Source organism: Ensifer sp. M14 (assembly GCF_003355565.1).
Classification (GTDB): domain Bacteria; phylum Pseudomonadota; class Alphaproteobacteria; order Rhizobiales; family Rhizobiaceae; genus Ensifer.
The window spans coordinates 270,311-296,138 of sequence record NZ_QJNR01000004.1 but is presented as its reverse complement, the minus strand read 5'-3'; the positions used below and the strand labels follow the sequence as shown (position 1 = coordinate 296,138).

The following is a 25,828-nucleotide window of genomic DNA, read 5'->3' as shown; positions in this document are numbered from 1 at the left end:
ACGAGCGAAAATGATTGCGGTGTTCCGCCCGCATCCCGCCTTGGAACAAATTCGCGAATTTGTAATCGTCCCGACATAAAAGCGTTACCGGCCTGTCATGGAAGGCCACTAGTCCACTGCCATCCGCAACCCGGTGGAGAGGACCAGTCATGTTCAAGAAAATTTCACTCGCAGCTTTCACCCTTGCTTTTTCGGCAACCTCGTCGCTTGCCGCAACCGATATTACCTGGTGGCACGGCATGGCCGGCCGCAACGGCGAGGTCATCAACGAGATCTCGCAGAAGTTCAACGAAGCCCAGAGCGCCTGCGCGCTGACGCCGGTTTCGAAGGGCACCTATGAGGAAGCGCTCGCTTCCGGCATCGCCGCATTCCGCTCCGGCGAACAGCCGAACATCCTGCAGGTATTCGATGCCGGTGCAGCGACCATCATCAACGCCAAGGGCGCCGTCGTTCCTGCCGAAGACCTGATCATCAAGGCCGGCCACAACTTCGACCGCAACGCCTTCATCGACGGCGTGCGTTACTTCTACGCCGATAGCGAAGGCAAGTTCGTCGGCATGCCGTTCAACTCCTCGGCCCCGATCATGTACGTCAACGACGAAGCCCTGAAGAAGGCTGGCGTCGAGGCACCGAAGACCTGGGAAGAGTTCGAGGCCGCTGCACCGAAGCTGAAGGCCGCCGGCTACATCCCGCTCGTCCAGTCGCAGCTCACCTGGCAGTTCACCGAGAACTTCTAATCGCGCAACAACATCCAGTTCGCCACCAACAACAACGGCTACGACAGCGTCGTCGACACCAAGCTGAAGGTCACCGACCCGAACCTCGTCATGATGTTCGACAAGCTCAAGGCCTGGAAGGACGAAGGCTATTTCGCCTTCTACGGCGCCGGCTGGAACGATAACCAGAAGGTCTTCGAAGAAGGCAAGGCTGCATTCTGGATCGGTTCGTCCGGTTCGTTCGGCGGCCTGCAGAAGACGGCGCAGATGCCGTTCTCGGCAACCTTCCTGCCCTACTGGAACGCGATCGAGGGCGCCGGCACCAACTCCTTCATCGGCGGCGCGGCGCTGTTTGCGATGTCTGGCAAGACGGACGAGGAAAACAAGTGCGTTGCCGACTTCTTCCAGTTCCTGACCTCGCCTGAGATCCAGTACTTCTACCACAAGGCAACCGGCTACGTGGCCATCACCAAGGCGGCCTACGAGCTTGCCCAGAAGGACGGCTACTACAAGGAAAAGCCGGTCGCGGAAGTCGGTATCAAGCAGCTGATGCTGCCGGCCGGTGATTGGTCGAAGGGCTACCGCCTCGGCTTCTACCCGCAGATCCGCGAGATCATGGAACGCGAATACGGTCGCATCTTCTCCGGTGAAACCACCGTCAAGGACGCCTTCGATACCATCGAGAAGGAAGGCAACGACCTGCTCGCCCGCTTCGCCAAGACGGCCGGCTGATCTCGATGACCTCTGGAACGGAACGCCTCCCCGCGCTGCGGGGAGGGACTGCAACGGATGGGCGACGCTCAAGCGCCCTCCGCCTGTTCGGCGGCAAGCCGAAGGACGGTGACGCGGCTGCCAAGCGCGTGCAGTTCTCCTCGCCCTACCTGCCGTACCTCTTTCTCGCGCCGCAACTGGCGATCATCTTCGTGTTCTTCTACTGGCCGTCGATCCAGGCGATCCAGTCGTCCTTCTATCTGGAGGACCCGTTCGGCTTCGGCTCGACCTTCGTCGGCATGACGAACTACATCGACGTCCTGAAATCAGGCGAGTATCTGGGCATTGCGCGCTTCACGGCGATCTTCACCGCGCTCGTCACCTTCTTCGCGCTGTCGATCGGCCTGTTGCTCGCCGTCAAGGCGGATGGCGTCATCCGCGGCAATGCCACCTACAAGACGCTGCTGATTTGGGTCTATGCCATCGCACCGCCGGTTGCCGGCCTGATCGGCATGATGTTCTTCGACCAGCATATTGGCCCGATCGTCGAGCTTGCCCGCTGGTTCGGCTGGGATATCAAGGTCGGTCTCAACTATTCCGATACTGCCTTCGCAATGATCGTCGTCTCGGTCTGGAAGCAGATCCCTTACAATTTCATCTTCTTCCTCTCCGGCCTGCAGGGCATTCCGGTGGCGGTGCGCGAGGCGGCGGCGATGGATTGCCGCTCCGGTTTCCGCCGCTTCTGGACGGTGATCCTGCCTCTCCTCGCGCCCACGGCCTTCTTCCTTCTGATTATCAACGTCACCTATGCGCTGTTCGATACCTTCGGCGTCATCGACGTCATGGTGAAGGACAAGGCGGCCAACAATCCGATCACCCTTGTCTACAAGGTCTACATGGATGGTTTCCGCGGCAACGACCTCGGCGGCTCCTCGGCGCAATCGGTCATCCTGATGCTCATCGTCTTCGTGCTGACCATCTTCCAGTTCCGCTTCATCGAGCGGCGCGTGCACTACAATTGAGGCGGGGCCGATGTATCGCACCAAGTTCTTCGACCACGTCATCCTGCTCTTCGGCGTCTTCATCATGGTGGCGCCGGTCGTGGTCGCCTTCATGACCTCGACGCACGAGGCGGCGGATATTCACCGCAATGGCCTCAGCCTCACCTGGGGCGGCCATTTCGTCGAGACCTACGAGACCGTGCTCACCCGCAAGGGCGGCTTTACCGGCAAGATCACCGGCCTCAACATGATGATGAACTCGATGATCCTGGGCTTAGGCTTCGCGGTCGGCAAGATCATCCTGTCGATGCTGGCCGCCTATGCGATCGTCTATTTCCGCTTCCGGCTCGGCACCTTCTTCTTCTGGATCATCTTCACGACACTCTTGCTGCCGCTCGAAGTGCGCATTCTTCCCTCCTATGAAGTGATGAACACGCTGAAGCTGACCAACACCTATACCGGCCTGATCGTGCCGCTGCTGGCGTCGGCGACGGGCACCTTCTATTTCCGCCAGTTCTTCAAGTCGGTGCCGGACGAACTGCTTGAGGCGGCGCGTATCGATGGCGCCGGCCCGTTCAAGTTCTTCATCGACGTGCTGGTGCCGCTGTCGCGCACCATGATGGCGGCGATCTTCATCATCATGTTCGTCTATGGCTGGAACCAGTATCTCTGGCCGACATTGATGACCACCGACGAAGGCTTCTTCACGCTGGTGCGCGGCATCAAGCAGATCCTGCTTGTCTGGGTCGGCTCGAACATCCCCGATTACAACGAGGCCTTTGCGCTGGCGATCCTCGCCATGCTGCCGCCGGTGCTGATCGTGGTGATCTTCCAGCGCTGGTTCATCAAGGGCCTGACGGAAAGCGACAAGTAGGAAGCGGAGCGGCGAAACCGACTTTGCCGCTTCTTCAAAACGCAATTTACCAACGGAGGCAGCCATGGCGGCCATCACCATCGCCGAGGTCTCGAAGATCTATACCGGCAACGTCGAAGCGGTGAAATCCGTCTCGATCGACATCGAGGACGGCGAATTCATCGTGCTGGTCGGCCCGTCCGGCTGCGGAAAGTCCACACTCCTGCGCATGGTCGCAGGGCTTGAGGGCATCTCGAAGGGCACGGTCAAGATCGGCTCGCGCGTCATCAACGAGGTCGATCCGGCCGAGCGCGACATCGCCATGGTCTTCCAGAACTATGCGCTCTACCCGCATATGACCGTCTACCAGAACCTTGCCTATGGCCTGAAAAACCGGAAGACGCCGAAGGCCGAGATCGACGCCCGCGTCGCGGAGGCCGCGCGCATGCTGGAGATCGAGCCCTATCTCGACCGCAAGCCGCGCGCGCTTTCCGGCGGTCAGCGGCAGCGTGTGGCCATGGGCCGCGCCATCGTGCGCAAGCCCGCCGCCTTCCTGTTCGACGAACCCCTGTCCAATCTCGATGCCAAGCTGCGTGTCTCCATGCGCGGCGAGATCAAACGGCTGCAGAAGCGCCTCGGCACCACGTCGCTCTACGTTACCCACGACCAGCTCGAGGCGATGACGCTGGCCGACCGGCTGGTGGTGCTGAACGGGGGCCGCATCGAGCAGATCGGCCGACCGCTCGATGTCTACCATCGCCCGGCCTCGACCTTCGTCGCGAGCTTCATCGGCTCGCCGGCCATGAACCTGATCAAGGGCCGCATCGAAGGCTCGCGCCTTAATGTCGGCAGCTACCGGATCGAGCTTGGCGACCGCGGCCCGGTCGATGGGCCGGTGACCGTCGGCCTGCGCGCCGAGGATCTCAGGCTTGCCGGCGTCGGCGAGGATGGGATGCTGTTCCAGGTCGACTATGTCGAGGAACTCGGCGCGCAACGTCTCGTCCACGGCACCATCGAGGATCAGGCGCTGACCCTGGCGCTTTCTCCCGAAATCCCGCTGTCAGGCGATCTTGCCGTGACGATCGCGACTGACCGCCTGCATTTCTTCTCGCCCGACACCGGCAAGCGACTGGAGCGCGGTGCGTCCTGCGCCAATACTGGCGAAAGCGTTCGCCCCCTCAGCCTGGAGCCGGCATTGTGATCGAAGAGACTGTCAGCATCCTCTCAGTGCCATCGCAGGAAACGCGCGCCGGTTTCACGACGATCGAGCGCTCGATCGTTGCCCATGACGCCGTTATGGCGGCGTTGCCTGAATTGAACAGCATCGAAATCGGCGGTGAGCCGTCATCAGCCAAGCCGCTTGCCTTCCCGTTCGCCGTTGCCGCCTGGAACCTGGAGCGCTGCCTGTTTGCGCCGGAAAGTGCGGCACATCTGGCGGCAACCGCAGCACCGGTCGTGCTGCTCTCGGAGATGGACGATGGCATGGCCCGTACCGGCCAGCGTCATCCGACCGCAGAGGTCGCAGGCATCCTTGGGATGCAATACGCCTATGGCGTCGAATTCATCGAGCTTGGCTTGGGCTCCGATACGGAACTGGAATTCTGCAAGGATGACTTCAACGAGAAGGGTTTTCACGGCAATGCGCTGATGGCATCAGTGCCGCTCGGCCGACCGTTCATGCTCCGCCTCTGGGGCGAACGGCTCTGGTTCATGGATGGCGGCGACCAGCCGCGTGTCGGCGAACGCTTCGCCATCGGCGCCGTGATCGAGACGCAAGCCGGGCCCTTCGTTGCCGTTTCCACCCATCTCGAAAGCGCCACCACCGCGCCCTATCGCGAGCGCCAGGTCAAGGAACTGATCGATGTGCTTGACGAGGCCTTCCCGGCCATGCCGATCCTGATCGGCGGGGACCTCAACACCGGCAACCATGCCGGCGGCGATTTCGAAGCCGAAGGTCTGTTCGCTCTGAGCGCCGCGCGCGGCTTCATCCGCCATGGCGGACCGCTCGATGTGATGACCACCCGCCCCAGCCTGATCACACGTTGGCCGGAGCGGGCGATGAAGCTCGACTGGTTCCTGTCGCGGGGGCTGAAGATCGGCGAAAGCCGGATCATCCCATCGCTCGACGCAAACGGCCGCCCTCTCTCCGATCATGATCTCATCACCTGCGTCGTCGGGGGCTTCGAGTAGCCTTGCCTAAGGCGGGTCCGCATTCTACATGTTGCGGGCTTTTTCAAACGGGGACGGGAAGATGGCGAAAATCGTCAATGTCGGGGTCCAGATGGACCATGTGTCGGGCATCAACATCGCGGGCGATTCCACCTTCGCGATGAGCCTTGAGGCACAGGCCCGCGGCTACCGGCTCTTCCACTACACCCCGGAGAAGCTGTCGCTGCGCGACGGCAAGGTCTTTGCGACCGCGCAGCAGATGACGCTGCGCGACGTCAAGGGCGACCACTTCACGCTCGGCGAGCCGGAGCGGCTCGATCTTTCGACCATGGACGTGATCATGCTGCGTCAGGATCCGCCCTTCGACATGGCCTATATCACCTCGACCCACCTGCTCGAGCGCCTGCATCCGAAGACGCTTGTCGTCAACGACCCGGCCTGGGTGCGCAACTCGCCGGAGAAGATCTTCGTCACCGAGTTCGCCGACCTGATGCCGAAGACGCTGATTACCCGCGACGCTGCCGAGATCGCGCGGTTCCGTGAGGAAATGGGCGACATCATCCTGAAGCCGCTCTACGGCAATGGCGGCGCCGGCGTGTTCCACTCCGCGCGCGACGACCGCAACATGTCATCGCTGCTCGAAATGTTCGGCCAGATGTTCCGCGAGCCCTTCATCGCGCAGGAATACCTGCCAGCGGTGCGCAAGGGCGACAAGCGCATCCTGCTCGTCGACGGAGAGCCGGTCGGTGCCATCAACCGCGTGCCGGCAGAACACGACGCCCGCTCCAACATGCATGCTGGCGGCCGGCCCGAGCCGACCGAGCTGACGGCGCGCGAGAAGGAAATCTGCGCCCGCATCGCGCCGGCGCTGAAGGAGCGCGGTTTCCTCTTCGTCGGCATCGACGTCATCGGCGACTACATGACCGAGATCAACGTCACGTCGCCGACCGGCATCCGCGAGGTCAAGAAATTCGGCGGCGCCGATGTCGCCAGCCTGCTGTGGGACGCGATCGAGCGCAAGCGCGCGTAGCGCGTAACGCTTGGCGCGCAACAGCGTGAAGCGGGTTTGCGATAGCGACATGGACGAAAACAGGGGCTCGCCTTAGGCGAACCTGACGGAACGCGAAGGGTAGCGCGCTGCTTCGCCCATTCATTCGGCCATTGTTGTCCGGCGCTTTCGCCTCATAAGGGGTGATCGCCGTTGAACGCTATGTTCTATTATTGTTCTTGTTTTTGTACGTGTTCCGTGCAAGATTTTCCGCTGCAACCAAAAGGGTTGCGGCGGCACGGCGGGCCGCCCCGTTGAAAGAGGCGGTCATGGTTGCGCGTGTCAGTACGATTGCATTCCAGGGAATAGAAGGTGTGCCGGTCGACGTTCAGGTGATGGTCGCACCGGGGCGGGTTGGCATGCAGATCGTCGGGCTGCCAGACAAGGCCGTCGCCGAAAGCCGCGAGCGGGTGCAGGCAGCCCTTCATGCATCCGGTCTGGCGCTGCCGGCCAAGAAAGTCACCGTCAATCTCGCGCCTGCGGACCTGCCGAAGGAAGGCAGCCATTTCGATCTGGCGATCGCGCTCGGCCTGATGGCGGCACTCGGCGCCATCCCCGGCGATGCGCTGAATGGCTATGTGGTGATCGGCGAGCTTAATCTCGACGGCACGGTTGCTGCTGTCGCCGGCGCGCTCCCGGCGGCAATCGGCGCCAACGCTGTTGGGAAAGGGCTGATCTGCCCGGCGGAAAGCGGACCGGAGGCAGCCTGGGCCGGCGCCGACATCGATATTCTGGCACCCCGCAGCCTGATCGCCATCGCCAATCATTTCAGGGGAACACAGGTTCTCTCCCGGCCGGAACCGGCCATCCGCGCCGGTGCTGCCGACCTGCCCGATCTCGCCGACATCAAGGGGCAGGAGAGCGCCAAGCGGGCGCTCGAAGTGGCCGCCGCCGGCAACCACAATCTGCTGATGATCGGACCGCCGGGTTCGGGAAAATCGATGCTGGCCTCGCGCCTGCCGTCTATCCTGCCGCCGCTGACGCCGGCCGAACTGCTCGAAGTCTCGATGATCCATTCGATTGCCGGGCAGCTTCCGGGCGGCAAGCTGTCCGACCGGCGGCCGTTTCGCACCCCGCACCATTCCGCCACCATGGCGGCGATGATCGGAGGCGGCCTCAGGGCCAGACCCGGCGAGGCATCGCTTGCCCATAACGGCGTGCTGTTTCTCGACGAGTTTCCCGAGTTCACGCCGCAGGTGCTGGACGCGTTGCGTCAGCCTCTGGAAACGGCTGAATGCATCATTGCCCGGGCCAATCACCGGGTCAGCTATCCCGCCGCGATCCAGCTGGTGGCGGCGATGAACCCGTGCCGGTGCGGCATGGCGGGCGAGCCCGGCCGAAGCTGCGCCCGCGGCCCGCGCTGCATGAGCGATTACCAGGCGCGCATCTCCGGCCCGCTGATGGACCGGATCGATCTGCGCGTCGACGTACCGGCCGTCAGCGCCGCCGACCTGATCCGGCCGATGGCGGCGGAGGCAAGCGCGGCCGTGGCAAAACGCGTCGCCCGTGCCCGTGAACTGCAGATTGATCGTTTCATCGCGCTCGGCAGCCGCGAACCATCTAGCAACGCCCGCTGCTCGACGGCGATGATCGAGCGCATTGCCGAGCCCGATGCGTCGGGGCTGCAGTTGCTGCGGGACGCGGCCGAGAAACTGAAGTTTTCCGCACGCGGCTATCACCGTGTCCTGAAGGTCGCGCGCACGCTTGCCGATCTCGACGGAGCCGCAACCGTCGGCCGGCTGCACCTCGCCGAGGCGATTTCCTACCGCATCGCCGGCGAACGATTGCAGGCGGCCGCGTAAGGCTATTGTTGCCCGCGTCGTCTGGGACCGCAGGTACGCATGTCTGCGCCCTTGCTTTCCATGCTGCTTGCCTGACGTTCATCTTCGGGAAAAAGGGCGCCGCGGCGCCCTTTCGTTCGTCATCTGCAAAAGCTTACGCACCCAAGCCTTCAAAAAGAACCGTCGAGAGGTAGCGTTCGGCAAAGGACGGGATGATGACGACGATGTTCTTGCCGGCGTTTTCCTCGCGCTGGCCGATCTCGATGGCGGCGGCGAGCGCAGCACCTGAGGAGATGCCGACCGGCACGCCTTCGAGCCTGGCGACGAGCCGCGCGATCTCGACGGCTTCACCGCTGTTGACGGTGACGACTTCGTCATAAATGCCGGTGTCGAGGATGGCGGGCGCAAAGCCGGCGCCGATGCCCTGGATCTTGTGCGGGCCGGGGTTGCCGCCCGAAAGCACCGGCGATTCCTCGGGCTCGACTGCGATCACCTTGATCGACGGCTTGCGCGCCTTCAACACCTGGCCGGCGCCGGTGATGGTGCCGCCGGTGCCGATGCCGGAGACAAAAATGTCGACTGCGCCGTCGGTGTCGTTCCAGATTTCCTCGGCCGTCGTCTTGCGGTGGATTTCCGGGTTGGCGGGGTTTTCGAACTGCTGCGGGATGATAGCATCCGGCAGAGTCTCGACCAGTTCCTGTGCCTTGGCAATCGCCCCCTTCATGCCCTTGGCGCCCTCGGTCAGCACCAGTTCGGCGCCGAGCAGCGCCAGCATCTTGCGGCGCTCGACCGACATCGTCTCCGGCATGGTCAGGATCAGCTTGTAGCCCTTGGCGGCGGCGACGAAGGCAAGCGCGATACCGGTGTTGCCCGAGGTCGGCTCGACCAGCGTGGTGCGACCGGGTGTGATCTTGCCCTGCGCTTCCAGGCTCTCGATCATGGCGACGCCGATGCGGTCCTTGACCGAAGCGATCGGGTTGAAGAATTCGAGCTTGGCGAGAAGGTTGGCCTTCACGCCCTTTTCCTTGGCAAGCTTGTCGAGCCGCACGATGGGAGTGTCGCCGATCGTTTCCGTGATCGAGGAATAGACGCGGCCGCGGCCGGGCTTGCGCGTGTCAGACATGAAGTTTCTCCCTTGGGTTCGATCTGTTTGGTTGTGACAATAGGGACAATGCCCGTTCTATTCCAGAACGGTAACCGCGACGGGGCGATCCGCCGAAGGAAAAAACACCGGCGTAAGTGCTTTCAAGGGAATGTTTTTTCAGGCGGTGCGGGTGGCGATATAGGCGGCGGTACCGGCGAGCACGCCCGCCGCGACCCGGTTCAGCGCCTGCAACGCCTTCGGCTGCTTGAGCAACGTGCGCGCCCGGGCAGCAAGCAGGATATAGGGCAAAAGCACGGTCAGCAGCACGAGGAAGGTCGCGATCAGCAACAACCCGTATTCGCGCGGTCCGATCACGGCGATGTCGATCAGCGTCGGCACCAGCGCCACATAAAACAGCATGGTCTTCGGGTTGCCGAGCGTGACGAGCAGGCCGGAAAGGAACGACATCGACATGCTCTTGGACGTCTTCGCCTTGATGTCCTGTGGCAACAGGCCTGATGTCCAGAGCCTCCAGGCGATATAGCCGAGATAGAGCACGCCGGCGAACTTGACGATCAGGAAGGCGGTCGTGAAGGTCTGGGCGATCAGCGCCAGGCCGAGCACCACGGCGGTCAGGTAGACCATGTCACCGACGATCAGGCCGAGCCCCATGAAGAAGGTTTCGCGAAAGCCCGAGCCGAGCGCCCGCGCGACAAGCGCGGTCACGCCGGGGCCAGGAATGATGGCCGCGATGAACAGAGCGCCGCTATAGGCAAGCAGGGCTGCAAGCGTCATGATCGTTCCTCCCGGTGGCGACGCCACTTTTTAGCGCAGAGCGTCGAGAATGGAAATCGGGATTGGCGGGCGGGTGGCAATTTCGCGACAAAATTGATCGGGTGACAAGTCCGCGATTGCCCGGGTTCTGCAGATGCGTAGAGCTTTACGGGATACGCAACGAAGGCGCGCCTCATGCCCGAGCTCCACAACCTCATCGGCTTTGCCCTGATCGCCCTCGGCATGGTGCTGACACCCGGGCCGAACATGATCTACCTGATCTCGCGCTCGATCAGCCAGGGGCCGGCCGCGGGCCTGATCTCGCTTGGTGGCGTCGCGCTCGGTTTCGTCGTCTACATGATCTCGGCAGCACTCGGCATCACTGCACTGCTCATTGCCGTGCCCTTCGCCTATGACGCCCTGCGGATCGCCGGTGCCGTCTATCTCGTCTATCTCGCCTGGCAGGCGGTCAGGCCCGGCGGACGCTCGCCGTTCCAGGTCAAGAGCCTGCCGAAGGACGGTCCGCGCAAGCTGTTCCTGATGGGTTTCCTGACGAGCCTGCTCAACCCGAAAGTCGCCGTGCTCTATCTCTCGCTGCTGCCGCAGTTCATTCGCCCCGAAGCCGGCAACGTCCTGGCGCAGTCGATGATCTTCGGCTCGATCCAGATCGCCACCAGCGTCACGGTCAATGCGATGATCGCGCTTGCCGCAAGCTCGATCGCCGGGTTCCTTGCCGGGCGTCCGCTGTTGATGGTGGCACAGCGCTGGGCCATGGGCACGGCGCTGTTCGGCTTTGCCGTCAGCATGGCCGCCGAGGCGCGCCGCTGACAGGCCCTCAGCCTGGGTCTTTTTACTCGAACATCGGCCGCATGAAGCTGCGCTCGTAGCTGACGATGCAGCGCGTCTTTTCCCCGTAGGCGAAGGCCTCAAGGCATTCCGGATCCCTGGCCATTTTCTCGCGATAGATTTCGTACTCCGCGAGGCTCGGAAAGGTGAAGAGCGCCAGCGCGATGTTGTTTGCGCCCTCATGCGGCATGAAGTAGCCGTGATGGGTGCCGCCCAGCCGGTTGACCAGCGGTATCCAGAGCTTGGCATAATGCTCGAATTCGGCCAGCTTGTAGGGGTCGATTACGTATTTCAGGTAGCAGGTGATCATGCGGTTCTCCCTTCGCGTCTCCGCTTGATAGGGGAGGGCAGGCGAAGTTTCCAGCCGAGATTCATGCCGGCAGCAGCCAGCAGGATGGCGATCGAGCCAAAGATCTGGATCGGCTGCAGCGCATGGCCGAAGGCGAGCCGATCGACGACGATAGCGGCGATCGGGTAAATGAAGGACAGGGCCCCGGTCATGTGCGTCGGCAGCCGCTGGATGGCGCCATAGAGCAACACGTACATGATGCCTGTATGGATGACGCCGACGGCAATCAGGATCGACCACTGTTCGGCGCCCGACGGGGCGGGGGCGGCAAGGGCCATCGGCGCCAGCATCAGCGTGCCGGTGATAACCTGGATCAGGGCGATCAGGTGCGGCGGCGTTCCCTTGAGCAGCTTCGTCAGTAGCGCCGCGATCGCGTAGAAGAAGGCGGCACCGATCGAGAGCGCAATACCAACAAGGTAATCCTCCGGCGCAAAGCCGCCGCCGGGCTTGGCCGAGATGATCGCCAGCATGCCGGCAAAGGAGATCGACAGCCACAACACCTTGGTCGCGGTGATCTTTTCGCCGAGGAACAGGGCGCCAAGCCCCAAAAGCATGAACGGCTGGGTGTTGTAGACCATCGTCGCGATCGAAATCGAGGCATGCGAATAGGCGGCAAACAGCAGCAGCCAGTTGGCGACAATGGCGATGCCGCCGGCAATCGACAGCAGCACGACCCGCCGGGTGAAATGGCGACGGTCGAGAAGGCCGAGCACAGCTGCGATCGCCACCAGCGTTACCGCGCCAAACACGCAACGCCAGAAGACGACGCTCGTCACCGGCTGACCCGACATCAGCACGAACCAGCCGATCGTGCCCGATATCAGCATCGCCGCCGTCATTTCGGCACTGCCTCTTTTAATGTCTGCACCCATAGCGATCGCTCCTCGGTTGATGCTCCAAGATTAATCGGCATCTATGGCGGTTTATATGGAAGATCGCAGGCGTTTTGGCTATTCTACCTAATCATCGAAGATGGTTTCGATCTTTTGGCTTATGAGGTTACCGATGCTCGACGAACTCGATCGCCGCATTCTGGATATCCTGGCGGCGAATGCGCGCGTGTCGCTAAAGGAGCTGGCGCAGGAGGCGGGTCTGTCGTCGCCCAGTGCCGCCGAGCGGCTGCGCAAGCTGGAAGAGCGCGGCGTGTTGGATGGGTTCACCATCGCCCTCAATCCGGTGAAGCTCGGCTATCCCCTGCAGGCGATCATCCGCGTCAGGCCGATGCCGGGCATGCTGCATATCGTCGAGAAACTGATTCAGGAGACGCCGCAGATCGTCGAATGCGACAAGGTCACCGGCGACGACTGCTTCATCGCCAAGCTGTTCGTGCGCGATATGGCAGAGCTGGACACGCTGCTCGATCGCATCGCCGAGAAGGCACAAACCAACACGTCGATCGTCAAATCGACGCCGGTCAAGCGCCGGCTGCCGCCGCTTATCTGATTTGGGGCTTTCCCGGTCACGCAATTCCGGGCGGAAAACCGCTCCGCACTTTTCCTGGAAATGCTTTAGACGCCGGTGGAGCCGAAGCCGCCGGCGCCGCGGGCCGTGTCGCTGGCACTGTCGGCTTCGCGCACGCTCACTTGCGTCACCGGCGCGATCACCATCTGTGCGATGCGCATGCCGCGCTCGATGACGAAGTCTTCTTCGCCGAGATTGACAAGGAGAACCTTCACCTCGCCGCGATAGTCGCTGTCGATCGTACCCGGCGTGTTGAGGCAAGTGATGCCGTTCTTGAAGGCGAGGCCGGAGCGCGGACGAATCTGTGCCTCGTAACCGGCCGGGATCTCGAAGATGAAGCCGGTCGGAACCAGCGCCCGCTGTCCCGGCGCAAGCGTCATCGGCTCTGCTGCCGCGACGGCCGCGCGCAAATCCATGCCGGCAGCGCCCGCGGTCTCATAAGCCGGCAGGTCCAATGCCTCGGCATGCGGCAGGCGGATGAGGGTGAGGGCGGGTTTTGTCTGGGGCGTGTGCATGGTCATTGATCCATAAGCCGAGCGCTCGATGCGCCGGTCAATTGCATAATGAGGGCCGAGCCTGTAAAGACGCCGCAACTCACAGGATTCTACGATATGGCCGAAAGTCTCGCCGAGGCGGTATCCCGCCGCCGCACATTTGCGATCATCGCCCACCCGGACGCGGGTAAGACCACCCTCACCGAAAAGCTGCTGCTGTTCGGCGGCGCCATCCAGCTCGCCGGCGAGGTCAAGGCCAAGAAGGATCGTATCCAGACCCGTTCGGACTGGATGAAGATCGAGCGCGAGCGCGGTATCTCGGTCGTCACCTCGGTGATGACGTTCGAATATGGCGGTAATGTCTTCAACATTCTCGACACGCCCGGCCACGAAGACTTCGCCGACGACACCTACCGCACGCTGACGGCGGTCGATGCGGCCGTCATGGTCATCGACGCCGCCAAGGGTATCGAGCCGCGGACGCTGAAGCTGTTCGAAGTGTGCCGCATGCGCGACATCCCGATCATCACCTTCATCAACAAGATGGACCGCGAGAGCCGCGATCCCTTCGAAATCCTCGACGAGGTCGAAGAGAAGCTGGCGCTCGACTGCGCGCCGGTGACCTGGCCGATCGGCCGCTCGAAAACCTTCTGCGGCTCCTATCATCTTGCCGACAACACCGTGCGTGGCTCTGACACGCAGGAAGTGCTGACCCGGGTCAACGGCCCTGAAATGGTCGCCCACCGCCTGCCGGAAAACGAGCGCGACGCCTTCATCGAAGAGACATCGCTCGCGATCGAAGCCTGCAAGCCGTTCGACAAGAAGGCCTTCCTCGAAGGCCACCTGACGCCGGTGTTCTTCGGCTCGGCTCTGCGCAACTACGGTGTGCGCGACCTGATCAACGCGCTCGGCGAGATCGCCCCGCCGCCGCGCGACCAGGTTGCCGATACGCGCACCGTGCATGCGACCGACGACAAGATGACCGCCTTCGTCTTCAAGATCCAGGCGAACATGGACCCGAACCACCGCGACCGCATCGCCTTTGCGCGCGTGTGCTCCGGCAAGCTCGAGCGCGGTATGAAGGCGCGGCTGGCCCGCACCGGCAAGCAGCTGGGCCTCAGCGCCCCGCAGTTCTTCTTCGCCTCGCAGCGGCAGCTGGCCGACACCGCCTATGCCGGCGATGTCGTCGGCATCCCGAACCACGGCACCCTGCGCATCGGTGACACGCTGACGGAAGGCGAGCATCTCGTCTTCCAGGGCGTTCCGAACTTCTCGCCGGAAATCCTGCGCCGTGTGCGCCTTGAGGATGCGATGAAGGCCAAGAAACTCAAGGAAGCGCTGCAGCAGATGGCCGAAGAGGGCGTCGTACAGCTGTTCTCGCCGGAAGACGGCTCTCCGGCGATCGTCGGCGTCGTCGGCGCGCTGCAGCTTGATGTTCTGAAGGAACGCCTGCAGGGGGAATACGGCCTGCCGGTATCCTTCGAGATGTCGCGCTTCTCCGTCTGCCGCTGGATTTCGTCCGATCAGCCCGCCGAGCTCGACAAGTTCGTCACCGCCCGTCGCGGCGATATCGCCCGCGACCTCGACGGCGATCCGGTGTTCCTGGCGCAGGACAGCTTCTCGCTGCGCTATGAGGCCGAGCGCTACCCGGCGATCAAGATGGTCGCGATCAAGGAGTACCACGTCGCCAAGGCGGCGTGAGCGACAATGATGTCAGCCGGCGGCACAGGCCGGCTGACCCTTGGCAACTCAGAGGGTCGACATGCGCAGCGCCAGCACCAGCTGCGTCACTCTGAGGGTTATGAAGACGTAGATCGCCAAAAGCAGGATCTGCAGCGCCAGATGCCGGCGCACCTTCGACAGCCTGTGCAGGCCATCCGCCAGATTGAGCAGAAACAGGACGATGCCGATGGCGGAGACGATGTAGCCCGCCACGGAACTGTTCGGCAGGCCCATGATCTCCAGGCTGCGGCCGTTCTCGATCGCATGCATGCCCGCGGCGATCACCACCGTCGCCACGACCAGGTTGCGCACGTGGCGAAAGATCTCTTCGAGCCCGCCATTGTCGAACAGCATCCGCCGCGCCAGGCCGAGTTTCGATCGCGTGCCTTCAATCATCGCTGCCTCTTGTTGACTGCTTGTTCCCTAAATCGCGGTCGACTTAAAGGCGGAACTTTGCGGCAAATTTAAAGGATGGCAGCGGTACGCCCTGTTGACGTGGCGCGCCGCGACCTGCCGGGAGGCTGCGATAGTATGGCGGCACGCTCTCGCGTCAAAGACTTTTGGAGCGAGCAAAATCTTGCTGTGCGGAAAGGGCAAAACGCGGTGCCGCTCGGCTGAGCAGCATTGAGGTCGGGCGGACCTGCCACGTGGCGGCTATGGCTCCCTCCAAAGCGTTCGTGAGTTCGGCGACGTCCGCCGCTGCGGTTTCGTGCAGCGCTTCCGCGACGATAAGGGCCGAGGTCGTCTGCGGACGGATCGCCGAATGGCCGCTTTGCCGGTTTGTCCATCGCCGCGCATGGGCGCGACCCTCTGCGTCGCGAAAGATCACCTCGTCCGGTTCGGGATGTTCGGTTTCGCCGGAGAAGGTGGCGTAGGCCTCGTCCCCTTTCGCGCGGGTCACTTGGAGATCGCCGGCGATGCGCGAAAGATCGAAGACGGAGATGGGAATGGCAAAGGCGAGCGACACGGCGTTGCAAAGGTCGATCAGCGGATGGATCGACGGCAGGTCGCCCTCTTTCCGGAACCGGCGCAGCAAGGCTTCCGATGCGCAGCGATACTGCGTCGGCTTCAAGCCCATCCTGGAAAACGTCCGGCGCCAGGCCTGAATTTCCGCAAGCTCGCCTTCCGGACTTGCCACGAGGGCGCCCCTGGCGATGGCCTGAAATCGGTCGACGGCGTCGTTGACCGAGACGTCGCTGCGAATGCCTTCGACGTGGAGCGCGCCGGCGGCAAGCTCGGGAAAATCACGCCAGATGCTGTCTGAATGCTGGAAATGCATGGGATGCCTCGAAGTGGAAGAGATGATGACGGCGTCAGATCTGCGTTTGGCCGGCAGTCTTGGGCCGAAGATGCGGCATGGCGAGACTGACGACGGCGACAAGCACGCAGCCGATGCCGGCGAGTTGGTTCATGCTCACGGGCTCGCCGAGAAGAACAAAGGCGAGCAGCACGGCGGAGACCGGTGCAAGCGCGGTGAAAACGGACGCTTCGGTGCCGCTCACTCTGGCGGAGCCAGCGTACCAGAGGATGAAGCCGGCAACGGTTGGGACCAGGGCATAATAAAGCACGGCCGCTAGCGAATGCACCGCGACACCTTGCATTGACGGAGCTTCGAAGAGAGCGGGTACGAAGGCGACGCCGACGCCCATGCCGGCCATGATGGTGGAGAGCGCCAGCGGCGCGATCGGCGTATGGATGCGCTTGTTGATCAGGATGAACAGCCCTTCGCAAACCACGGCACCGAAGACGAGCGTTATGCCGAGGGCCGAATGGTGGGTGCCATCGTCGGGTCGAAGCACGATCGTCAGAACGCCTGCTGCCGCCAGCCCGATCGCAATCAGGGTCGAGCGGCTGGGCCGTTCGCCGAGCAGCAGGATGGCGATGGCGGCGGAGACGACGGGAAGCGTGCCGATGACGACGCCGGCATCCGTCGCCGAACTGTAGCGCAATCCGGCGATCAGAAGTGTCGTATAGCCAACGCTGCCGGCCCCTGCCTGCAGGAGGAGGATGAGCCACTCGCGCCGTTCAAGTCTCGGCCAGGGCGTCCGTGTCAGGCGCATCAAGGCGAGGAACAGCGGGAACGCGACGGCAAAGCGCAAGGTCGTGGCGATAAAGGGCGGCAGGCCGGAAGCGATCAGCTTGCTGGCGATTACCGTGCTGCCGACCATGATCATCGCCAGCGAGAGATAGATGTATCCTTGAAATTTTTCCGTCATGCGGCCACTCCTGCGTTGGCGCGCAGATGACCGCATTCGAGCCTTTCGGTCTTGAACGGAATTGCAGCCTTTGAGGTTTTTGACGCCAAGGCGGGCCGGGATTTGCGACAACGGCATGCGGCGATCCCGGGGGGGCGCGACACGCTTTCAGGTCAATGGAATGCTTCGGCGTAGGCGCCAGGCGAAATGCCGTACTTGCGCACGAAGATCCGGGTCATGTGGCTCTGGTCGGCAAAGCCTCCCTCGGCGGCCACTACCGCAAGCGGCACGCCCCGCGCTATCAACCGTCTCGCCAGGTCGATGCGGCGCTGCACGAGATAGGCATGCGGCGTCAGCCCGACATTTTTCGAAAAGCCGCGCACCACCTGAAACCGGCTAAGGCCCGCCGCCCGCGCGAGATCAGTCAAGGTGACGGCGGCGCTCGGGTCGTCGTCGATCAGGCTTTGCGCTCTGTCGATCGCAGGTGGCGTGGAGGCGCGGTGCGTTTGCCCGTCACGCTCGTGCATCACCTCGGCCAGCAGCGAAAGGGTGCACTCCTCGCCGAGCATATCCTTGCGTTCGCCATCGGGCGCGGTGACCGCGCTGAAGAGGGACTGAAAATGTCTCGCCGTCCCCCCGTCATGAAAGACGGGAGCGGTGAATTCGGCGGTCCGCGTCTTGCCCTGGCTGATGTCCTCCATGGCGTCGGCGATGACGGCGGGGTCGAAGTACAGCATCCGCCAGGACCGCCCGGCATCGCCGATCGGCATGCCGTCATGGACCTCGCCGGGGTTGACCGTAATCATGTCGCCGGCGCCGGCTTCCACCACGCCGCGACCGCTTAGCGATTTCTGGGCGCCTTGATGGATGAGCCCGATGCCGAATTGCTCATGGGTGTGACGGGCAAACACGTGCCCCGTTGCTGCCTCGACGGCCTCGACGCCGCCAATGCGGCTGGGGAAGATCGTGAACCGGCCCTTTGCCATCGCCTCGCCTGTGCGGGTACTGATCACCCGTTGGGTATTTCTGCCTCTCTACTTACAACGGCGGCGACTTTTCGGCCATCGGATTCGACGTGTCGCCGTCTGCACCGCGGTAAGGCTGGCGCGACAAAAGGCACCTGCCCGGGCTGATGCTTTCGCCCTTGCGGCGTTGCAATCGGCGTCCGCATGGGTAAATTCCGCCGTCGAAAGACGATGACGACCGGAGAATTGCCGAATGCTGGACCTGCGCCTTCACTTCCTCGAAGCCGATGGATCGCTTGCCCCCTGGCGCGAGACGATTCTCACCGACGTGCGGACGACGGCTGAGCGTGTCGGCGGCAGCGTCTCAGCGGCCGACAAGGTTGCACCCGTCGATGTCCTCGTCGAGCGCCGGCCGGGCCAGACGATTCCTGAACTCGGACTGTCCGGCGCCTGCTACCGCCGCGGGCTGGTGACGGTCACGCTCGACCCTGATAACCCCCACTTCGAGACCAGCCTCGCCAAGGGTGAGCTGCGAAAGACGCTCACGCACGAACTCCACCATTCCTTCCGCCATGCGACGTGCGGCTATGGTTTCAGGCTCGGCGAAGTCCTGGTCACGGAAGGTCTGGCCGACGCCTTCGACGCGGAGATCAACGGTGGCGACGGCAATCCGTGGAACCACGCTGTCCCTGCGCAAGACTGGTTGGGGCTGATCGAGCGGGCCGAACTGGAACTCTGGGCCGACGGCTATAACCACAGCGCCTGGTTCTTCGGTTGGAACGGCCATGGCGAACCGCTGCCACGCTGGGCCGGCTACTCGATCGGCTACCATCTTGTGAAGACCTACCTGGCCGCCAATCCTGGCGCCCGTCCGTCGCAGATGACCGCGACCCCTGCGCCCGAGGTGATCGGCCGGGCGTGGGCGCATCTGAAGGCCAGGATAGCGACCGCTTGACGCGAATTAGCCCCGGTCGTGACCGGGCAACGTGCCGACGTCGTGGATCCAGGGGAGGGAGGAAGATCGCCAGATCTGTGATTTCGGGGAGAGCGCGCGGCGCTGGTTGATCGTCCCAAGGCGAATGCCGACCTCTTCGGCGTCCTCATCCGTGCCGGTTGTGTAAACCGGCGAACCGCAGTTCGGGCAGAAGAACTGCAGGCGTTTGCGGCCGTTTTCCGCGGTCTTGACGTAGAGCTTCGGCTCGCCGCCGGTCAGCTGTAAATTCTCGCGTGCCGTACCTGCCGTCACCCGGTAGGCCGAGCCCGTCAGTTGCTGGCAATCGGTGCAGTGGCAGATCGCGACATCGTCCGGATCGATGTCCGCCTCATAGGTCACGAAGCCGCAATGGCATTGTCCGTCGATCCGCATGGCACAGCCTCCCTGAAAGGCCATAACCTAGGACGGCTGGACGCATCCGTCCATCGGTCTGCCGGCAGGCTGGCCCGATCGCTGCGCACCCGAAATGGCTTGCGGCTGCGCGATCTCGCTTCTAAACGCCGGTAAACAGCCACTCGTGTTCGCGGGCATTGTGGAATTTCCACACACGCTTCGGTCCGGCCATGACGTTGAGATAGTAGACGTCGTAACCGTGTACCGCGGCAACCGGGTGATACCCCCTCGGCACCAGCGTGACGTCTCCGTCTTCCACCGCCATGGTCTCGTCCAGCGAGCGATCGTCGGTATAGACGCGCTGCATGGCAAAGCCTTGCGGCGGATTCAGGCGGTGATAGTAGGTCTCTTCCAGATAGCTCTCGGCCGGCAGGTCGTCCTGGTCGTGCTTGTGTGGCGGGTAGGAGGAGGTGTGTCCGCCCGGCGTGATCACTTCGACGACGAGCAGCGACTGGGCGGAGCTGTCGTCCTCCGGCATGATGTTGGTGACATAGCGGGTGTTGGTGCCCTTGCCGCGCGTCATCTGCGGGTGTGTTCCCGGCTTGATCACCTTGGCCTTGAAACCCTCGCCGCCCGGGGCTGAGCAGATCGCGAGATCGAGATCGGTCGTCGCCGCCACCTGCCAGCGGCTGCCCTTCGGCACGTAGACGGCATAGGGTTGCCCCTCGAACGGCGTCATGCGCTCGCCAAGCTCGCCGAAATCCTCGCCATCGACGGAGACCTTCGCCTTGCCCGAGACCAGCACAAGGCAGATCTCCTTGTCGCCGGCCCCGCCCTGCGTCGTCTCGTTCGGCTTCAGCCGATTGAGCGCGAAGCCGACATAGGTCCAGCCGGCGCTTTCCGGCGTGACGTTCTGCATCAGGCCGGACTTGGCTTTCGGTTTGACGAGCAGTTTGGACATATGGCGGTCTCCTGATTTATTTTATGGAGCGCGCCGAGCGTGTGGCATGCCCCTCACCCTAACCCTCTCCCCGCAGGCGGGGAGAGGGGGATTCTGGCGTTTGCCGCATGCTCTCCGCCTCACGTCGCACGGGATCGAGGAGTTGGCCGGCATGGGCCCATCTCCCCGCGAGCGGGGAGACGGTGGCGGCAGCCGGATGAGGGGCAAAAGACCCCTCAGGTCCGGCGGCCAAAAAAGTGAACTTACTTGTCGAGCCCAGCTTCCTTGGCGAATGCCTTCAGCGACTTCAACCCGAGAGACTGGTACTCGAAGGGATTGCGCACGGCCGAATCCTGCTCCGCCTCGATCACCAGCCAGCCATCGTAATTGTGTTCGGCGGCGATTTTGAGCACGGGAAGGAAATCGACGCCGCCTTCGCTGTCGCCGGGAACGGTAAAGACGCCGCGGCGCACGCCCTCGAGGAAGGAGAGGCCTTCGCCCTCGACAACCTTGCGGACAGTCGTGCGCACGTTCTTGCAATGGATGTGGCGGACGCGGTGCATGTATTTCTTCGCGACTTCGGCCGGATCGGAACCGCCGAACCAGGCGTGGCCGGTGTCGAGCAGGAGCTTCGTCGCCGGACCGGTGTTCTGCATCAGGAGGTCGATTTCCTCACCGGTCTGGACGATCGTGCCCATGTGGTGATGGTAGACGAGATCGATGCCCTGGTCGGCGCAATAGTGCGCGATCGCTTCGAGGTCGGCGCCGAATTTCTTCCACTGATCGGCCGGAAGCACCGGCTTGTCGTTGGCGACCGACTTGCTGTCGTCGCCGTGGATGGCGTTCGAGGTCTCGCAAACGATCGCCACCTTGCAGCCATTGTGCTTGAGCAGGTCGAGATGCGGCTGGATCGCCTTCTTCTCTGCTTCGACGTCATGGGTCAGCAGGTTGGTCGAGTGCCAGCCGGAGACGAAGACGAGGTCGTAGGCCGCGAGCTTTGCCTTCAGCGCTTCCGGGTCGGAAGGCATCTTGTGGCCCTTCTCGATGCCGTCGAAGCCGATCTTCTGGCAATCGGAGAGGCAATCTTCGAGCGTCAGATGCGCGCCGATCGAGTGATCGTCGTCGTTGCTCCAGGCGATCGGGTTGGTTCCATAGCGGATCATGGTCTGTCGTTTCCTATAGCATCGTCCGCGCAGGCGGATCGTTCGTGGTGTCTCATGGGTGCGGACGGGGAGGGCGATGGCCCCTCATCCGGCTGCCGCCACCTTCTCCCCGCAGGCGGGGAGAAGGCATGTGCCGCGCCCTCTAAAGTCCCCTCGCCCCGCGTGCGGGGAGAGGGCCAGGGTGAGGGGCATCAAGGTCAAATGGCGCCCGCGCGGATAACTCGGGCGCCGATAGGGCAATCTCAGCCGAAGCGCTGGGAGGCGAGCGCCTTCTCATAGCCCGTGCGGGCCTCGTTGACTTGGCTGCGGTCGGAAACTTCGGGGACTGCGACATCCCACCAGTGGCCGCCTTCGTCGGTGGTAACAAGCGGGTCTGTGTCAATGACGATGACGGTCGTGCGCGCTTCGCCCGCCGTCTCCTTCAACGCCGATTCCAGCTCCGAGATCGAGCCGACCTTGCGGGTTAGCGCGCCCATAGCCGCCGCGTGCGCGGCGAAATCGATCTGCGGCAGCTCGACGTGGTGCGTGTCGGCAAGCAAGTTGTTGAAGTTGGCGCCGCCGGTTGCCATCTGCAGCCGGTTGATGCAGCCGTAGCCGGCATTGTCGAGCAGCACGATGGTAATCTTGGCACCGAGCATGATCGACGACGCGATCTCGGAGTTCAGCATCATGTAGCTGCCGTCGCCGACCATGACGATGACGTCGCTGTCGGGGCGGGCGAGTTTGGCGCCGAGGCCGCCGGCAACTTCATAGCCCATGGTCGAGAAGCCGTATTCCATGTGGTAGCCGCCAGGCCTTTCCGCCTGCCAGAGCTTGTGCAACTCGCCGGGCAGACCACCCGCCGCGCAAACGAGGACGGTATCCGCTCCGCCGCGGGCGCGCTGGACCGCGCCGATGACCTGCGCGTCCGATGGCAGCGCCGCATTGGTCGTGGCTGTCGCCTTGTCGGCCGCCTTCAACCACTCCGCTTTGCCGGCCTTCGCCTTGTCGGTCCAGGCAGCATCGGTCTTGTGATTGCCGAGGCCGGCGGAAATCCGCTCGAGGCCGATGCGCGCATCGGCGACCAGCGGCAGCCCCTCATGCTTGGCGGCATCGAAAGGCTGGATATTAAGGCCAACGATCTTCAGACCCTCGTTCTTGAACAGCGCCCAGGAGCCGGTGGTGAAATCCTGCAGCCGCGAGCCGACGGCGAGTACGACGTCGGCCGCTTCCGCCAGCTGGTTGGAGGCCGACGTGCCGGTCACGCCGACCGAGCCCATGTTGAGCGGATGGCTGTGCGGCAGCGAGGATTTGCCGGCCTGGGTCTCGACGACGGGAATGCCGTGTTTTTCTGCGAACGCCGCAAGTGCCTTGCTGGCTTGCGAATAAAGCACGCCGCCGCCGGCGATGATGACAGGCGTCTTGGCCGCCTTCAGCGCTGCGATCGCCGCTGCCAGTTCGTCGGCATCGGGCTCGATGCGGCGCGAAGTCCAGACCTTCTCGTCGAAGAAGGCTTCCGGATAATCATAGGCTTCCGCCTGCACGTCCTGGCAAAGCGAGAGCGTCACCGGACCGCAATCGGCGGGATCCGTCAGCACCTGCATGGCGCGGCGCAGCGCCGGGATGATCTGTTCGGGCCGGGTGATGCGGTCGAAATAGCGCGAGACCGGGCGGAAGCAGTCATTGGCCGAGATCGTACCGTCGGCAAAACCTTCCACCTGCTGCAGCACCGGATCGGGCCTTCGATTGGCGAAGACATCGCCGGGCAGGAACAGCACCGGCAGGCGGTTCACATGCGCAAGGGCCGCCGATGTCACCATGTTGAGGGCGCCGGGGCCGATCGAAGTGGTGCAGGCCATGAAGCGGCGGCGGAAGCTCGCCTTGGCAAAGGCGATGGCGGCATTGGCCATGCCCTGCTCGTTCTGGGCGCGGTAGGTCGGCAGCGTATCCTTGATGCCGTGTAGCGCCTCGCCGACGCCGGCGACGTTGCCGTGACCGAAGATGGCGAAGACGCCGCCGAAGATCGGCACCTTGGTGCCGTCGATGACGGTCATCTGGCGGGTCAGGAACCGCGCCACGGCCTGTGCCATGGTCAGGCGCACGGTCTTCTGGCTCATACTCTGTTTCCTCCTCGTGGCGAAATCATCCCGTTTCGCCCACTGCATCATTGCTTAGATCGGATTAGCTCCAAGAACCGTCCCCGACCCTATGCCGCTTTTGTTTCACCCAGCTGCAGCCAGAGATCCACCAGCGCCTTGAATTTTCCCGCCATGTCGGCGACCGCCTGCTCGTCGGTCATCGTGCCGCCGAGCCAGGCCTTGCTGGCATCGGCAAAGATGGTGCGACCGACGGCAAAACCCTTGACCGTCTTCGAGGTGCGGGCCGCCGCAAAGCCATCCTTCAGCGCCTCATAGGGCGCTTCGAGGCCGAGCAGAACGACGCCTCGGCAAAGGGGATCGCGCTTTTCGATGACGGCATCGATCGCCGCCCAGGCGCCGCAGCTTGCCTGCGGTTCGAGCTTCCACCAGTCGGGCTTGAGGCCGGCATCGTAGAGCTCGTTGAGTGCGCGCGGAATGGTCTGGTCGTCGAGTTTGCCGTGCTTGCCGGCGATGATCTCTATCAGGATTTCGCGGCCGACCTTGCGCGCCGCCTCAAAGGCGGAACGGAGCTTGGCAACCTGCGTCGCCTTCATCTCGGCCGGATCATCCGGATGGTAGAAGGACAGAACCTTGATGCAGTGGTCGACCGGCCAGTCGATCAGGCGGCTGCCGAGATCCTGGCTGAACTCGAACTGCAGCGGCCGGGAGCCCGGAAGCTCAATCGGCTTGCCGATCCAGAAGTCGCGGTGGGCGCCGGCGGCATAAAGCGCGTCGCGGCCGTATTTGTCGTCGATCAGCATGCCGAAGCCGGAGCGGCCGGCGGCGACCTGTGCCGCCGCCTTGACGGCCAGCACCTTGAAGGCAGGGATGCGGGCAAGAAGCTCCGGGTTGCCGGCGGCTGCGTCTTCCAACTGGCTGCGGTGATCGATCGCCAGCGCCATCAACAGCGGGATCTCGCGGCGGCGGGTGGTGGCCCAGTGCACGTGGTTGATCGCCTCGTCCTTGCGCAGCGCCCGTTCCTTGCTGCCCTTCTCCAGGAAGAACTGCAGTTCCGTCCAGGTCGGGATCTCAGGCGCGCAGAGCAGGCGGGAGACGGCAAAGGCGCCGCAGGCGTTGGCCCAGGTCGCGGAGGTCGCATGCGGTTCTTGTCTCAGCCAGCCGCGCAGGAAGCCGGACATGAAGGCGTCGCCGGCGCCGAGCACGTTGTAGACTTCGATCGGGAACCCCTTGCCGATGATACCGTCTTCGAGATCGTCGGAGATCGGGCCGTCATAGACGATGCAGCCCATGGGCCCACGCTTCAGCACGATCGTCGCCGTGGACAGCGCCCGGATCGTCTTCAGCGCTTGCAGCAGATCGCTTTCGCCCGAAGCGATCAACACTTCTTCCTCGGTGCCGACAATCAGGTCGCAATCGGCAAGGACGGTCTTGAGGTGGGTGGAGACGCGATCGGAGGCGATGTAGCGGCTTTCGCCGGCATCATGGCCGGCAAGGCCCCAGAGGTTCGGCCGGTAATCGATGTCGAAGACGATCTTCGCGCCGTTTTCCTTGGCGATGCGCATCGCCTTGCGCTGCGCCGCATCGGTGTTGGGCTTGGAAAAATGCGTGCCGGAAACGAGGATCGCCCGTGCCGAGTGGATGAACTCTTCGGAAACGTCGTCTTCGCACAGCGCGTTGTCGGCGCAGTTGTCGCGGTAGAACAGGAGCGGGAAGGACTTGTCGTTTTCGACGGCGAGGATTGCGAGTGCCGTCAGGCGTTCCGGGTCGGTGACCATGCCGCGGGTCTCGACGCCTTCGCGGGTCAACTGCTCGCGGATGAAACGGCCCATCTGCTCATTGCCGACGCGGGTGAGAAGCGCCGATTTCAGTCCCAGGCGCGCGGTGCCGACGGAGATGTTGCAGGGGCAGCCGCCCACCGATTTGGCAAAGCTCGAAACGTCCTCGAGCCGGGTGCCGATCTGCTGGCCGTAAAGGTCGACCGAGGCCCGGCCTATGGTGATGAGGTCGAGCGGCTTTGCTCCCTGTGACGAAACGTTCTGGCTCACTGCTTCCTCCCCGCGGACGCCTTTGCGGCCCCGACCATTCTCGTTCTGTGGGTGATGCAGGTATGAAACATAAATTCCGGCGTTTCGTCAATATAGAATTTTCATT

24 protein-coding genes and 1 pseudogene are annotated in these 25,828 nt (G+C 63.3%); 11 read left to right on the top strand and 14 right to left on the bottom strand.

Going from position 1 to position 25,828, the window contains the following annotated elements; translation table 11 throughout:
• Window positions 1-149: 149 nt before the first annotated feature.
• The 7 genes and pseudogenes from BLJAPNOD_RS01500 to BLJAPNOD_RS01470 all read left to right on the top strand — a co-directional run bounded on the left by BLJAPNOD_RS01500 (window position 150) and on the right by BLJAPNOD_RS01470 (window position 8,300).
• Window positions 150-1,448 (top strand): annotated as a pseudogene (locus tag BLJAPNOD_RS01500) (extracellular solute-binding protein).
• A gap of 5 nt (window positions 1,449-1,453) precedes the next feature.
• Window positions 1,454-2,449 (top strand): ABC transporter permease subunit, encoded by a 996-nt coding sequence (locus BLJAPNOD_RS01495; protein ID WP_244610861.1) that lies wholly within the window; start codon window positions 1,454-1,456, stop codon window positions 2,447-2,449.
• Window positions 2,450-2,459: 10 nt separating this feature from the next.
• A complete protein-coding gene (gene ugpE, locus BLJAPNOD_RS01490) occupies window positions 2,460-3,302 on the top strand; it encodes a sn-glycerol-3-phosphate ABC transporter permease UgpE (RefSeq protein WP_077503058.1) in 843 nt (280 codons plus the stop codon).
• Window positions 3,303-3,366: 64 nt separating this feature from the next.
• Window positions 3,367-4,482, top strand: a complete 1,116-nt coding sequence (locus tag BLJAPNOD_RS01485) for a sn-glycerol-3-phosphate import ATP-binding protein UgpC (protein WP_115418670.1) — start codon at window positions 3,367-3,369, stop codon at window positions 4,480-4,482.
• Window positions 4,479-5,471, top strand: a complete 993-nt coding sequence (locus BLJAPNOD_RS01480; protein ID WP_199565876.1) for an endonuclease — start codon at window positions 4,479-4,481, stop codon at window positions 5,469-5,471. The genes BLJAPNOD_RS01485 and BLJAPNOD_RS01480 overlap by 4 nt, the downstream gene beginning before the upstream one ends.
• A gap of 61 nt (window positions 5,472-5,532) precedes the next feature.
• Window positions 5,533-6,480 carry a glutathione synthase gene (gene gshB / locus BLJAPNOD_RS01475; RefSeq protein WP_115418669.1) on the top strand — a complete coding sequence of 316 codons (948 nt, stop codon included), beginning with the start codon at window positions 5,533-5,535 and terminating at the stop codon, window positions 6,478-6,480.
• A gap of 287 nt (window positions 6,481-6,767) precedes the next feature.
• Window positions 6,768-8,300 (top strand): YifB family Mg chelatase-like AAA ATPase, encoded by a 1,533-nt coding sequence (locus BLJAPNOD_RS01470; protein WP_115418668.1) that lies wholly within the window; start codon window positions 6,768-6,770, stop codon window positions 8,298-8,300.
• 133 nt (window positions 8,301-8,433) lie between these two features.
• Here BLJAPNOD_RS01470 and cysK read toward each other — a convergent pair whose 3' ends face one another.
• Both cysK and BLJAPNOD_RS01460 read right to left on the bottom strand, forming a co-directional pair.
• Entirely contained in the window at window positions 8,434-9,402 is a 969-nt protein-coding gene (gene cysK, locus BLJAPNOD_RS01465; RefSeq protein ID WP_115418667.1) for a cysteine synthase A, read from the bottom strand.
• 138 nt (window positions 9,403-9,540) lie between these two features.
• Window positions 9,541-10,158 carry a LysE family translocator gene (locus BLJAPNOD_RS01460; RefSeq protein WP_115418666.1) on the bottom strand — a complete coding sequence of 206 codons (618 nt, stop codon included), beginning with the start codon at window positions 10,156-10,158 and terminating at the stop codon, window positions 9,541-9,543.
• 174 nt (window positions 10,159-10,332) lie between these two features.
• On the opposite strand from BLJAPNOD_RS01460, the gene BLJAPNOD_RS01455 reads away from it, so the two are divergent.
• Entirely contained in the window at window positions 10,333-10,965 is a 633-nt protein-coding gene (locus BLJAPNOD_RS01455) for a LysE family translocator (RefSeq protein WP_115418665.1), read from the top strand.
• A gap of 22 nt (window positions 10,966-10,987) precedes the next feature.
• On the opposite strand, the gene BLJAPNOD_RS01450 is transcribed toward BLJAPNOD_RS01455, so the two are convergent.
• Window positions 10,988-11,293: an NIPSNAP family protein gene (locus BLJAPNOD_RS01450; RefSeq protein ID WP_077503050.1), complete on the bottom strand. Its 306-nt coding sequence runs from the start codon at window positions 11,291-11,293 to the stop codon at window positions 10,988-10,990.
• Window positions 11,290-12,204: a DMT family transporter gene (locus tag BLJAPNOD_RS01445; RefSeq protein WP_115418664.1), complete on the bottom strand. Its 915-nt coding sequence runs from the start codon at window positions 12,202-12,204 to the stop codon at window positions 11,290-11,292. The genes BLJAPNOD_RS01450 and BLJAPNOD_RS01445 overlap by 4 nt, the downstream gene beginning before the upstream one ends.
• Before the next feature lie 133 nt (window positions 12,205-12,337).
• On the opposite strand from BLJAPNOD_RS01445, the gene BLJAPNOD_RS01440 reads away from it, so the two are divergent.
• A complete protein-coding gene (locus BLJAPNOD_RS01440; protein WP_077503048.1) occupies window positions 12,338-12,775 on the top strand; it encodes an Lrp/AsnC family transcriptional regulator in 438 nt (145 codons plus the stop codon).
• Window positions 12,776-12,840: 65 nt separating this feature from the next.
• On the opposite strand, the gene dut is transcribed toward BLJAPNOD_RS01440, so the two are convergent.
• On the bottom strand, window positions 12,841-13,314 hold the full coding sequence (dut, locus tag BLJAPNOD_RS01435) for a dUTP diphosphatase (protein WP_199565875.1): 474 nt from the start codon (window positions 13,312-13,314) through the stop codon (window positions 12,841-12,843).
• Window positions 13,315-13,404: 90 nt separating this feature from the next.
• On the opposite strand from dut, the gene BLJAPNOD_RS01430 reads away from it, so the two are divergent.
• On the top strand, window positions 13,405-14,988 hold the full coding sequence (locus BLJAPNOD_RS01430; RefSeq protein ID WP_077503046.1) for a peptide chain release factor 3: 1,584 nt from the start codon (window positions 13,405-13,407) through the stop codon (window positions 14,986-14,988).
• Window positions 14,989-15,036: 48 nt separating this feature from the next.
• On the opposite strand, the gene BLJAPNOD_RS01425 is transcribed toward BLJAPNOD_RS01430, so the two are convergent.
• The 4 genes from BLJAPNOD_RS01425 to BLJAPNOD_RS01410 all read right to left on the bottom strand — a co-directional run bounded on the left by BLJAPNOD_RS01425 (window position 15,037) and on the right by BLJAPNOD_RS01410 (window position 18,190).
• Window positions 15,037-15,405, bottom strand: coding sequence for a hypothetical protein (locus BLJAPNOD_RS01425; protein WP_077503045.1), 369 nt, complete (start codon window positions 15,403-15,405; stop codon window positions 15,037-15,039).
• A gap of 154 nt (window positions 15,406-15,559) precedes the next feature.
• Entirely contained in the window at window positions 15,560-16,288 is a 729-nt protein-coding gene (locus BLJAPNOD_RS01420; protein ID WP_115418663.1) for a phenylalanine--tRNA ligase beta subunit-related protein, read from the bottom strand.
• A 34-nt stretch (window positions 16,289-16,322) separates the two neighbouring features.
• Window positions 16,323-17,225 (bottom strand): DMT family transporter, encoded by a 903-nt coding sequence (locus BLJAPNOD_RS01415; RefSeq protein ID WP_077503043.1) that lies wholly within the window; start codon window positions 17,223-17,225, stop codon window positions 16,323-16,325.
• Window positions 17,226-17,377: 152 nt separating this feature from the next.
• Window positions 17,378-18,190, bottom strand: a complete 813-nt coding sequence (locus tag BLJAPNOD_RS01410) for an AraC family transcriptional regulator (RefSeq protein ID WP_115418662.1) — start codon at window positions 18,188-18,190, stop codon at window positions 17,378-17,380.
• Window positions 18,191-18,422: 232 nt separating this feature from the next.
• Here BLJAPNOD_RS01410 and BLJAPNOD_RS01405 point away from each other — a divergent pair, with 232 nt between their 5' ends.
• On the top strand, window positions 18,423-19,124 hold the full coding sequence (locus BLJAPNOD_RS01405) for a DUF2268 domain-containing putative Zn-dependent protease (protein WP_115418661.1): 702 nt from the start codon (window positions 18,423-18,425) through the stop codon (window positions 19,122-19,124).
• A gap of 6 nt (window positions 19,125-19,130) precedes the next feature.
• Here the strand turns inward: BLJAPNOD_RS01405 and BLJAPNOD_RS01400 are convergent, their stop codons facing one another.
• The 5 genes from BLJAPNOD_RS01400 to iolC form a co-directional block, all read right to left on the bottom strand.
• The gene (locus BLJAPNOD_RS01400) at window positions 19,131-19,535 is read right to left on the bottom strand and encodes a GFA family protein (RefSeq protein WP_115418660.1); all 405 of its coding nucleotides are present in this window, start codon (window positions 19,533-19,535) and stop codon (window positions 19,131-19,133) included.
• 121 nt (window positions 19,536-19,656) lie between these two features.
• A complete protein-coding gene (gene iolB / locus BLJAPNOD_RS01395; protein ID WP_115418659.1) occupies window positions 19,657-20,457 on the bottom strand; it encodes a 5-deoxy-glucuronate isomerase in 801 nt (266 codons plus the stop codon).
• Between the two features lie 242 nt (window positions 20,458-20,699).
• Window positions 20,700-21,599: a myo-inosose-2 dehydratase gene (iolE, locus tag BLJAPNOD_RS01385; protein WP_115418658.1), complete on the bottom strand. Its 900-nt coding sequence runs from the start codon at window positions 21,597-21,599 to the stop codon at window positions 20,700-20,702.
• Window positions 21,600-21,841: 242 nt separating this feature from the next.
• A complete protein-coding gene (gene iolD / locus BLJAPNOD_RS01380) occupies window positions 21,842-23,695 on the bottom strand; it encodes a 3D-(3,5/4)-trihydroxycyclohexane-1,2-dione acylhydrolase (decyclizing) (protein ID WP_115418657.1) in 1,854 nt (617 codons plus the stop codon).
• A gap of 89 nt (window positions 23,696-23,784) precedes the next feature.
• Window positions 23,785-25,722, bottom strand: a complete 1,938-nt coding sequence (gene iolC / locus BLJAPNOD_RS01375; protein WP_115418656.1) for a 5-dehydro-2-deoxygluconokinase — start codon at window positions 25,720-25,722, stop codon at window positions 23,785-23,787.
• Window positions 25,723-25,828 lie beyond the last annotated feature (106 nt).

Bases quoted from the DNA above. Each gene is read 5' to 3' on its own strand.
- BLJAPNOD_RS01495 (WP_244610861.1), top strand. From the start codon at position 1,454: ATGACCTCTGGAACGGAACGCCTCCCCGCGCTGCGGGGAGGGACTGCA.
- ugpE (WP_077503058.1), top strand. From the start codon at position 2,460: ATGTATCGCACCAAGTTCTTCGACCACGTCATCCTGCTCTTCGGCGTC.
- BLJAPNOD_RS01485 (WP_115418670.1), top strand. From the start codon at position 3,367: ATGGCGGCCATCACCATCGCCGAGGTCTCGAAGATCTATACCGGCAAC.
- gshB (WP_115418669.1), top strand. From the start codon at position 5,533: ATGGCGAAAATCGTCAATGTCGGGGTCCAGATGGACCATGTGTCGGGC.
- BLJAPNOD_RS01470 (WP_115418668.1), top strand. From the start codon at position 6,768: ATGGTTGCGCGTGTCAGTACGATTGCATTCCAGGGAATAGAAGGTGTG.
- cysK (WP_115418667.1), bottom strand. From the start codon at position 9,402: ATGTCTGACACGCGCAAGCCCGGCCGCGGCCGCGTCTATTCCTCGATC.
- BLJAPNOD_RS01460 (WP_115418666.1), bottom strand. From the start codon at position 10,158: ATGACGCTTGCAGCCCTGCTTGCCTATAGCGGCGCTCTGTTCATCGCG.
- BLJAPNOD_RS01455 (WP_115418665.1), top strand. From the start codon at position 10,333: ATGCCCGAGCTCCACAACCTCATCGGCTTTGCCCTGATCGCCCTCGGC.
- BLJAPNOD_RS01450 (WP_077503050.1), bottom strand. From the start codon at position 11,293: ATGATCACCTGCTACCTGAAATACGTAATCGACCCCTACAAGCTGGCC.
- BLJAPNOD_RS01445 (WP_115418664.1), bottom strand. From the start codon at position 12,204: ATGGGTGCAGACATTAAAAGAGGCAGTGCCGAAATGACGGCGGCGATG.
- BLJAPNOD_RS01440 (WP_077503048.1), top strand. From the start codon at position 12,338: ATGCTCGACGAACTCGATCGCCGCATTCTGGATATCCTGGCGGCGAAT.
- dut (WP_199565875.1), bottom strand. From the start codon at position 13,314: ATGACCATGCACACGCCCCAGACAAAACCCGCCCTCACCCTCATCCGC.
- BLJAPNOD_RS01430 (WP_077503046.1), top strand. From the start codon at position 13,405: ATGGCCGAAAGTCTCGCCGAGGCGGTATCCCGCCGCCGCACATTTGCG.
- BLJAPNOD_RS01425 (WP_077503045.1), bottom strand. From the start codon at position 15,405: ATGATTGAAGGCACGCGATCGAAACTCGGCCTGGCGCGGCGGATGCTG.
- BLJAPNOD_RS01420 (WP_115418663.1), bottom strand. From the start codon at position 16,288: ATGCATTTCCAGCATTCAGACAGCATCTGGCGTGATTTTCCCGAGCTT.
- BLJAPNOD_RS01415 (WP_077503043.1), bottom strand. From the start codon at position 17,225: ATGACGGAAAAATTTCAAGGATACATCTATCTCTCGCTGGCGATGATC.
- BLJAPNOD_RS01410 (WP_115418662.1), bottom strand. From the start codon at position 18,190: ATGGCAAAGGGCCGGTTCACGATCTTCCCCAGCCGCATTGGCGGCGTC.
- BLJAPNOD_RS01405 (WP_115418661.1), top strand. From the start codon at position 18,423: ATGCTGGACCTGCGCCTTCACTTCCTCGAAGCCGATGGATCGCTTGCC.
- BLJAPNOD_RS01400 (WP_115418660.1), bottom strand. From the start codon at position 19,535: ATGCGGATCGACGGACAATGCCATTGCGGCTTCGTGACCTATGAGGCG.
- iolB (WP_115418659.1), bottom strand. From the start codon at position 20,457: ATGTCCAAACTGCTCGTCAAACCGAAAGCCAAGTCCGGCCTGATGCAG.
- iolE (WP_115418658.1), bottom strand. From the start codon at position 21,599: ATGATCCGCTATGGAACCAACCCGATCGCCTGGAGCAACGACGACGAT.
- iolD (WP_115418657.1), bottom strand. From the start codon at position 23,695: ATGAGCCAGAAGACCGTGCGCCTGACCATGGCACAGGCCGTGGCGCGG.